The sequence below is a fragment of the uncultured Campylobacter sp. genome, assembly GCF_938017705.1.
In the GTDB taxonomy this organism is placed as follows: Bacteria; Campylobacterota; Campylobacteria; order Campylobacterales; family Campylobacteraceae; genus Campylobacter_B.
Map to the genome: position 1 here is coordinate 1 of NZ_CALIIS010000229.1, position 1328 is coordinate 1328.

General features: G+C 43.7%; 1 protein-coding gene and 1 pseudogene. Both read left to right on the forward strand.

The annotated features are described in order from the left end of the window. Positions 1-1056, forward strand: a 1056-nt coding sequence (locus tag Q0605_RS10480; RefSeq protein WP_298706817.1) for a TrkA C-terminal domain-containing protein, incomplete at its 5' end; no start/stop codon positions are given. 43 nt (positions 1057-1099) lie between these two features. Further along, positions 1100-1328 (forward strand): annotated as a pseudogene (locus Q0605_RS10485) (3-dehydroquinate synthase); the annotation flags it as partial.

Here is a 1328-nt window from a genome sequence, read left to right on the forward strand (position 1 = left end):
GTAAATACCCTTGCGCTAAATTCCTCGCGCTTCATCGGTTTTTTACCCGATAGCCCCGTTTTCGCTGATAATATCGGGCTTGGACGCGGAGAGATAATGGAGGTAAAGGTGCCCGTAGGAAGCTCGTTCGCGTATAAAAAAATCAGCACGCTTTCTAATGCCAAATATCAAATTCCGATGATCTACCGCCACAATAATTACATCGTAACGACGCCTAGCTCGCGGATATATCCGAATGATACGATCTTAGTCGTTGGTGAGCCTAGTGCGCTACGAGCGGTGTTTGCTGAAGTAAAAAAGCAAAGCGGGCAATTTCCATCGCCGTTTGGGCTAAATATTTTCGCGCTAATCGATATGAAAAAAATGAGCGGTGACGAGATAGCTAGGACGGTTAGGGCGCTTGAGTTTTTGGATTTGCATATTAGAAATCATAAAATTTATCTGCGAATTTTAAATCCTTTGCTAAACGACGCTTTTAGCGAGCTTAAAGCTCTGTGTGAGCGAGATAAATTTGAAATTCTCATCGATTACTCGGGCGAGCTAAATTTAAAGCGCGACGTGAGCGAAAATAAAGCAGGCTTGGTAGTTTGCTCAAGCGGAGTTTTCGAGGCGAAAAAAGCGGCGCTTAAAACGCTTGAAATTCCGGTGCTAAGCCTTGGAGAGGGCGAGCTAAAAGATGTGCGTAAAAGTGTCGTACTAAGTGCCGGCGAGCGGCTTCGTGAGGAATCAAGTATCGTCTTTGACATCAGTTCGCAGCTAGGGCTAGACGTGTATTTGTATCTTTTCGGCGAGAGCGAAAAGGGCGAGTTTGCGCAAAGCTACGTGAGCTTATCGAAGCTTTTTAAGCAGAGTTTATTCGTGATTCCTTGCGAGCGACAAAATCCGATTTTAGCGTTAGGCAGCGAGCGAGATCTGCTGCAGTTCGTGCCATTTAATGATAGAATTTTGGCGCGCAAGCTCACATCGATTTTCAATCAGGATTTGGATCAGATGTATTTTAAACTCGGCAAAAATCATCAAATTTTCGTTCCGAGCGATTACGGGTATGAAAAGTAATCGAAATTTATGTTACAATTACCCAAAAATCAAAGGCTAGCGTATGAAAATCGATCTTAATTTAGGTAAAAAATACAGCGTTTTTATCGACGAATTGCAAGAGATCAAGCTCAAAGGCAAGGTAGCGATCATCACAAACCCTAAAGTAGCGGGGCTGTGGCTTGATTTCTTACTGCAGCGGTTAAAATGCGAGCAAAAATTTATCATCACGATCCCGGACGGCGAAGAGTATAAAAATACCGCGAGCGTGGAGCAAATCTTAGAGCAGCTTT